This window comes from Mycolicibacterium arseniciresistens (assembly GCF_030519285.1).
GTDB lineage: Bacteria > Actinomycetota > Actinomycetes > Mycobacteriales > Mycobacteriaceae > Mycobacterium > Mycobacterium arseniciresistens.
Genome location: NZ_JAUMSQ010000277.1, coordinates 1 through 7,025, shown reverse-complemented (window position 1 = coordinate 7,025; position 7,025 = coordinate 1). Strand labels below are relative to the sequence as shown.

Sequence of the window (7,025 nt, the reverse complement as noted above, 5' to 3'; positions counted from 1 at the left end):
AGCGGGCCGCCCACGGCATCCGGACCGGATTCGCCGCCCAGGCGCGCACGGTGCTGCCGCCGGACCAGGCGGCGATGCTGCCCGCGCTGGTGCTCGGCGACACGTCGGCCGTCACGGCGTCGACCACGGCGGACTTCCGCGCCGCGGGCCTGACCCACCTCACCGCCGTCTCCGGCGCCAACGTGACGATCGTGTGCGGGGCGGTGCTGTTCAGCGCGGGTGTCCTGGGTCCGCGGATGGCGGTGCTGCTCGCGGCGCTGGTGCTGCTGGCGTTCGTGGTGGTCGTGCAGCCGTCGGCCAGCGTGCTGCGCGCGGCGGTGATGGGTGCGATCACGCTGCTGGCGGTGGTGTCACACCGCAGAAGGCACGCCGTGCCAGCGTTGGCGGGCAGTGTCGTCGCCCTGCTGATCGGTGCCCCCGAGCTGGCCGTCGACGTCGGCTTCGCGCTGTCGGTGTCGGCGACCGCGGCGCTGATCGTGCTTGCGCCGGTGTGGTCGCGACGCCTGGTCGCGCGGGGCTGGCCGAAACCGCTGGCCGATGCGACCAGTGTCGCGGTCGCCGCACAGCTGGTGACGGCGCCACTGGTGGCCGGCATCTCGGGGACGTTGAGCATGGTCTCGATCGCTGCGAATCTCGTTGTCGCCGCAGTGATTCCGCCGATCACAGTGCTCGGCACCGCCGCGGCGGCGCTGTGTCCGCTGTGGCCGGCGGGCGGGCAGCTGCTGATCCGGTTCACCGGCCCCGAACTGTGGTGGCTGCTGAACGTGGCGCGTTGCGCCGCGGGCGTCCCGGGCGCCGCCGTCACGGTGCCGTCGGGGTTGCCCGGTGTGGGACTGGTGGCCCTCGGCGGACTGGCGCTGGTGATCTGCTGGCGGCTGCGGTGCGTGCGCGTCGCCTGCGCCGGCGCGGCCGTGTGCCTGTTCGCGTGGACGGTGGCGGGCCACGCCGCGGGTGATGTCCGGACGGCGTGAAACGATCGGGGGGTGAGTCGAGAAGTCGGTGGACTGCACCTGGTGCTCGGTGACGAGGAGCTGCTGGTCGAACGCGCGGTCGCCGGTGTGCTGCGCGACGTGCGCAACCAGGCGGGTACCGACGACGTGCCGGTCGACCGGCTGCGGGCGGGCGAGGTCAGCACCAGCGAACTGGCCGAACTGCTCAGCCCGTCGCTGTTCGCCGACGCGCGGGTGGTGGTGCTCGAGGCCGCGGCGGAGGCGGGCAAGGACGCGGTCGCGCTGATCGGCTCCGTGGCCGCGGACCTGCCGCCGGGCACCGTGCTCGTCGTCGTGCACGCCGGTGGTGGGCGGGCCAAGGCACTGGCCGATCAGCTCAAGAAGCTCGGCGCCGAGGTGTATCCGTGCGCCCGCATCACCAAGGCCGCCGAACGCGCCGACTTCGTCCGCCGCGAGTTCCGCGCGCTCAAGATCAAGGTGGGCGACGACACGGTCACGGCGATGCTCGACGCGGTCGGCTCCGACATCCGCGAGCTGGCGGCGGCGTGTTCTCAGCTGGTGGCCGACACCGCCGGGGAGGTGGACGCCGTCGCGGTGCGGCGGTACCACTCGGGCAAGGCGGAGGTGAAGGGCTTCGACATCGCCGACAAGGCGGTCACCGGCGACGTCGCCGGGGCGGCCGAAGCGCTGCGGTGGGCGATGCTGCGGGGGGAGCCGCAGGTGGTGCTGGCCGACGCGCTGGCCGAAGCGGTGCATGCGATCGCCAGGGTGGGTCCGCTGACGGGTGATCCGTACCGGTTGGCCGGCGAGCTCGGCATGCCGCCGTGGCGGGTGCAGAAGGCGCAGAAACAGGCCCGGCGGTGGTCGCGGGCGTCAGTGGCCGAGGCGATGCGCCTGGTGGCGACGCTCAATGCGGATGTGAAGGGAGCGGCCGCGGATCCCGAGTACGCGCTGGAAGCGGCGGTGCGCCGGGTGGCCGAACTGGTGGCCGACTGACCTGCGGCCGGGCGGGCTCAGAGCTTGTTGAGCGCCAGGGCCAGCGCAGACTTCTTGTTCGCGGCCTGGTTCTTGTGGATGACGCCCTTGCTGGCGGCCTGGTCGAGCTTGCGGCTGGTGGTCTGCAGCAACTCGGCGGCCTTGTCCTTCTCGCCGGCGTCGACGGCCTCGCGGAAGCCGCGGACAGACGTGCGCAGCGCGGACTTCACCGACTGGTTGCGCAGACGGCGGCGCTCGTTGGTGAGGATGCGCTTTTGCTGCGACTTGATGTTGGCCACGCGGTAATTCCTTCGTAAGTCTCGGGTGATTCGGAACAGTTCGCCAGAAGTCTCGGCGCCGGCCCGCGTCGGCGGGCAGCGACTGCTCAGGGTACCAGCGGGCAGGTCGATCGACCAAAGCGAGCCGCACTGGCCTGCCGAAACGGCCGGAGTCATGCAACATGGCGGGGGTGAGCCTCCGCACCCTGCCCACCGAGTCCGCCCGTTCGTCGCGCAGCACCACCCGGGCGGCCAGACGGCACGAAGGTGTCTTCGAGGGCTACAACAAGCTGGGCGGGTACGACCGGGCCTTCGACGAGATGTTCGACAGCCAGGGCAACGTCCGCGGCCCCTACAAGGGCATCTTCGCCGAGTTGGCCCCGGCGGACGCGTCGGAACTCGAGGCCAGGGCCGAGGCCCTCGGCCGCGCGTTCATCGACCAGGGCGTCACCTTCTCCCTGTCGGGGCAGGAGCGGCCGTTCCCGCTCGACCCGGTGCCCCGGGTGATCTCCGCCGCCGAGTGGACGCGGCTCGAGCGCGGCATCACCCAGCGGGTGCGGGCGCTGGAGATGTACCTCGACGACATCTACGGCGAGCAGGAGATCCTGCGCGACGGCGTCATCCCGCGGCGGCTCGTGACGTCGTGCGAGCACTTCCACCGCGAAGCCGTCGGCATCCATCCGCCCAACGGGGTGCGCATCCACGTCGCCGGCATCGACCTGATCCGCGACGCACAGGGCAACTTCCGTGTGCTCGAGGACAACCTGCGTTCGCCGTCCGGGGTGTCCTATGTGATGGAGAACCGCCGGACGATGGCACGGGTGTTCCCGAACTTGTTCGCCACCAACAGGGTTCGCGCTGTCGGTGACTATTCCGCGCACCTGCTGCGGGCCCTGCGCAACGCTGCGGCCAACAATGTCGCCGATCCGACGGTGGTGGTGCTGACCCCGGGTGTCTACAACTCCGCGTACTTCGAACACTCCCTGCTGGCACGGCAGATGGGCGTCGAACTCGTCGAGGGCCGCGACCTGTTCTGCCGCGACAACACCGTCTACATGCGCACCACCGAGGGGGAGCGGCAGGTCGACGTGATCTACCGGCGCATCGACGACGCCTACCTGGACCCGATGCAGTTCCGGCCGGATTCGGTGCTCGGCGTCGCGGGGGTGCTCAACGCCGCGCGGGCGGGCAACGTGGTGATCTCCAGCGCCGTCGGCAACGGGGTGGGCGACGACAAGCTGGTCTACACCTACGTGCCGACGATCATCGAGTACTACCTCGGGGAGAAGCCGCTGCTGGCCAACGTCGACACGTTCCGCTGCTGGCTCGAGGAGGAGCGCGAGGAGGTCCTCGACCGGGTCGACGAACTGGTGATCAAGCCGGTGGAGGGATCGGGCGGCTACGGCATCGTGTTCGGCCCCGACGCCTCGGAGAAGGAACGGGCCACGATCTGCAAGAAGATCCGCAGCGACCCGCGCGGGTGGATCGCCCAGCCGGTGATGCAGCTGTCGACGGTGCCGACGCAGATCGACAGCAAGCTCGCGCCGCGGCACGTGGACCTGCGGCCGTTCGCGGTCAACGACGGCGACGACGTGTGGGTGCTGCCCGGCGGGCTGACCCGGGTGGCGCTGCCGGAGGGGTCGCTGGTGGTGAACTCGAGCCAGGGCGGCGGTTCGAAGGACACCTGGGTGCTGGCGTCGCGCACGTCGGCCGCCGAGCGCGAACTCGCGGCGGCCGAGGTGGTGCGCTCGCTGCCCTCGGCGGCCAAGGGCCCGAAGACCGAACGCAACGGCGACAGTCAGACACTCGACCAGCAGCAGCAACAGCAACAGTAGGGGGATAGCGGATGCTCGCGCGAAATGCGGAGTCGCTGTACTGGATCGGACGTTACGTCGAGCGGGCCGACGACACCGCCCGCATTCTCGACGTGACCGTGCACCAGTTGCTCGAGGATTCGAGCGTCGACCCGGACCGGGCGTCGCGGACCCTGCTGCGGGTGCTCGGCATCGACGCCCCGAGCACTGCGCTCGACGTCTGGTCGCTCACCGATCTGGTGGCGTTCAGCCGCGACACCCGGGGTGAGGGCACCTCCATCGTGGACTCGATCTCGGCGGCGCGGGAGAACGCGCGCGGTGCCCGGGAGGTGACGTCGAGCGAGATCTGGGAGTGCCTCAACACCACGTACAACGCGCTGGCTGAGCGGGAGCGCGCGGCCAAACGCCTTGGCCCGCATGAGTTCCTCTCCTACGTCGAGGGCCGCGCGGCGATGTTCGCCGGCCTGGCCGACTCGACGCTGTCCCGTGACGACGGGTACCGGTTCATGGTGCTGGGCCGCGCGATCGAACGGGTGGACATGACCGTGCGGTTGCTGCTGTCACGCGTCGGGGACAGCGCGTCGTCGCCGGCCTGGGTGACCCTGCTGCGGTCGGCGGGCGCGCACGACACCTACCTGCGCACCTACCGTGGTGCACTCGACGCCGGCCGTGTCGTCGAGTTCATGCTGCTGGACCGGCTGTTCCCGCGGTCGATCTACTACTCGCTGCGGCTGGCCGAGCACAGCCTCGACGAACTGCTGCAGCGGCCGCAGAACCGCGTCGGAGCGACCGCCGAGGCGCAGCGACTGCTGGGCCGCGCGCGCAGCGAACTGGAATTCCTGGAACCGGGCGTGCTGCTGGAGTCGCTCGAGACCCGGTTGGCCGATCTGCAGCAGACCTGCTTCGACGTCGGAGAAGCGTTGGCGCTGCAGTACTTCCACGCCGCACCGTGGGTGGCGTGGACCGACGCCGGCCGCAGCGGCGGCCTGGTGATCGAGGAAGGGGAGATCTGATGTGGCGCATGCGGGTGGTGCACTCGACCGGGTACGCCTACAAGTCGCCGGTGACGGCGTCGTTCAACGAGGCCCGCCTCACGCCGCGGTCGGACTCCCGGCAGAACGTGATCCTCAACCGGGTCGAGACCGTCCCGGCCACCCGCCAGTACCGCTACGTCGACTACTGGGGCACCGCGGTGACGTCGTTCGACCTGCACGCCCCGCACACCGAACTGGAGGTCACCGCGTCGTCGGTGGTGGAGACCGACACCGGTGAGCAACCGGCCGAGGAAGTGAGCTGGGAGGACCTGAAGACGATCGCGGTCATCGACCGGTTCGACGAGGTGCTCGGGCCCACCGGCTACACGCCACTCAGCAGGCGGCTGGCCCGGGTGGGGCAGCGCATCGCGAAGTACCACGAGCCGCACGACGCGGTGGTCGCCGCGGCCAACTGGGTGCACAGCGAACTGGAGTACGTGCCGGGCACCACCGGCGTGCACTCGTCGGGCCTCGACGCCCACCGTGAAGGCAAGGGCGTCTGCCAGGATTTCGCCCACCTCTCGCTGATCCTGTTGCGCAGCATCGGCATTCCCGCCCGCTACGTGTCGGGCTACCTGCATCCGAACCGCGAGGCGGCGGTCGGCGACACCATCGAGGGGCAGAGCCACGCATGGATCCAGGCGTGGACCGGAGGGTGGTGGCACTACGACCCGACCAACGACAAGGGAATCAACGAGCAGTACGTCAGCGTGGGCGTCGGCCGCGACTACTCCGACGTCACGCCGCTGAAAGGCATCTACTCCGGTGAGGGCTCCACCGACCTCGACGTCGTCGTGGAGATCACCCGGCTGGCCTGACGCACACGCCGGGATGCACCTCGACGCGGTGCAGGTCGTCACCCAGTTCGATCTGGCGCGGGAACACCGACGCGGCCAACGCCCGCCAGTCGTCCTCCGTGCCCGGCGCGATCGCCGGGACGTAGTGGGTGAGCACCAGGATGCCGACCCCGGCCCTCGCGGCGGTCGCGGCGGCCTGCTCGACCGATGAGTGGTAGTCGCAGATGTCGCGGAAGCGTTGCTGCGGAAGCGATTCGATGAGGTCACGGCGAATGGCGGTGTGCACCAGCGCACCGGCGCCCGCCGCGAGGGCGTCGAGGCTGTCGCACGGAACGGTGTCACCGGCGAGGACCGCCGACGCACCGTGATGCTCCACGCGGAACGCGATCGTCGGCGCCACCGGGCGGTGATCGGTGGGTGCGACCACGATGCGCACGCCGTCGCGGTCCCAGACGACGCCGTCGGTGCGCTCGTGCACCTCGACGGCGGGAGGTGCGGTGAGATCGGCGTGGTGGGCGATCCGGTAGCCGATGTCGCGGCCGAACGCCTTCAGCGTCAGATCGACCACCTCGGCCGTCCCGGGTGGCCCGATGATCGTCAGCGGCACCTGTTCGGTGAACGTGGTCACCCAGCGGGTGATCAGCAGGTCACCGAGGTCGGCGATGTGATCGCTGTGCAGGTGGGTCAGCAGCAGTGCCGTGAGGCCGGCGGCGCCGACGCCGGCGGCCGCCATCCGCTGCTGCACACCGCGTCCGCAGTCGACGAGGAGCGTTTGGCCGCCGGCCCGCACCAGTGTCGACGGCCCGGCCCGGCGCGGGTCGGGGATCGGGCTGCCGGTTCCCAGCAGGGTCACCTCGATCATGGCTCATACCTACCGCGTCGGCGACGTGCCGGTGGGCGGTCTGGCCGGATTCCACCCGGGATCGAGGCGAGGGCGCGCTACTCGCGGCCCGCGGACACCCAGTTCGGATCGCCGGACCGCTGTCCCACCACCGCGGCTCCCGCGGCGTCGAGCGCCGCGAGCTGGGCTGCCGTCAGCGTGACGTCCAGCGAAGCGAGGTTCTCGGCGACCCGGGTCGCGCGCCGGGTGCCGGGGATCGGGACCGACGGCACGCCCAGCGCCTCGGCGCGGTAGCGCAGCCATGCGAGCGCGACCTGCGCCGGGGTGGCGCCGACG

8 protein-coding genes are annotated in these 7,025 nt (G+C 70.9%); 5 read left to right on the top strand and 3 right to left on the bottom strand.

Annotated elements, in window-relative coordinates:
* Together Q2100_RS25280 and holA are read left to right on the top strand one after the other, a co-directional pair.
* The coding region (locus Q2100_RS25280) for a ComEC/Rec2 family competence protein (RefSeq protein ID WP_302916265.1) at positions 1–971 on the top strand (971 nt) is incomplete at its 5' end.
* A 12-nt stretch (positions 972–983) separates the two neighbouring features.
* The gene (gene holA / locus Q2100_RS25275; RefSeq protein ID WP_269893337.1) at positions 984–1,946 is read left to right on the top strand and encodes a DNA polymerase III subunit delta; all 963 of its coding nucleotides are present in this window, start codon (positions 984–986) and stop codon (positions 1,944–1,946) included.
* A gap of 17 nt (positions 1,947–1,963) precedes the next feature.
* Here the strand turns inward: holA and rpsT are convergent, their stop codons facing one another.
* Positions 1,964–2,224, bottom strand: a complete 261-nt coding sequence (gene rpsT / locus Q2100_RS25270) for a 30S ribosomal protein S20 (protein ID WP_264015371.1) — start codon at positions 2,222–2,224, stop codon at positions 1,964–1,966.
* 161 nt (positions 2,225–2,385) lie between these two features.
* Here rpsT and Q2100_RS25265 point away from each other — a divergent pair, with 161 nt between their 5' ends.
* Genes Q2100_RS25265 through Q2100_RS25255 form a run of 3 tightly spaced genes read left to right on the top strand, consistent with a single transcriptional unit; the run spans position 2,386 to position 5,869 of the window.
* A complete protein-coding gene (locus Q2100_RS25265) occupies positions 2,386–4,038 on the top strand; it encodes a circularly permuted type 2 ATP-grasp protein (RefSeq protein ID WP_302916264.1) in 1,653 nt (550 codons plus the stop codon).
* Between the two features lie 11 nt (positions 4,039–4,049).
* On the top strand, positions 4,050–5,030 hold the full coding sequence (locus Q2100_RS25260) for an alpha-E domain-containing protein (RefSeq protein WP_302916263.1): 981 nt from the start codon (positions 4,050–4,052) through the stop codon (positions 5,028–5,030).
* The gene (locus Q2100_RS25255; RefSeq protein WP_302916262.1) at positions 5,030–5,869 is read left to right on the top strand and encodes a transglutaminase family protein; all 840 of its coding nucleotides are present in this window, start codon (positions 5,030–5,032) and stop codon (positions 5,867–5,869) included. Before Q2100_RS25260 ends, Q2100_RS25255 begins: the two co-directional genes overlap by 1 nt.
* Here the strand turns inward: Q2100_RS25255 and Q2100_RS25250 are convergent.
* Entirely contained in the window at positions 5,853–6,710 is an 858-nt protein-coding gene (locus tag Q2100_RS25250) for a ribonuclease Z (RefSeq protein ID WP_269893333.1), read from the bottom strand. The genes Q2100_RS25255 and Q2100_RS25250 overlap by 17 nt on opposite strands.
* Positions 6,711–6,787: 77 nt before the next feature.
* Positions 6,788–7,025 (bottom strand): aldo/keto reductase (locus Q2100_RS25245; RefSeq protein ID WP_302916261.1); only part of this gene is annotated, 238 nt, incomplete at its 5' end.

Coding starts and splice junctions, on each gene's coding strand:
- Q2100_RS25265 (WP_302916264.1), top strand. CDS start 2,386: ATGGCGGGGGTGAGCCTCCGCACCCTGCCCACCGAGTCCGCCCGTTCG.
- Q2100_RS25260 (WP_302916263.1), top strand. CDS start 4,050: ATGCTCGCGCGAAATGCGGAGTCGCTGTACTGGATCGGACGTTACGTC.
- Q2100_RS25255 (WP_302916262.1), top strand. CDS start 5,030: ATGTGGCGCATGCGGGTGGTGCACTCGACCGGGTACGCCTACAAGTCG.
- Q2100_RS25250 (WP_269893333.1), bottom strand. CDS start 6,710: ATGATCGAGGTGACCCTGCTGGGAACCGGCAGCCCGATCCCCGACCCG.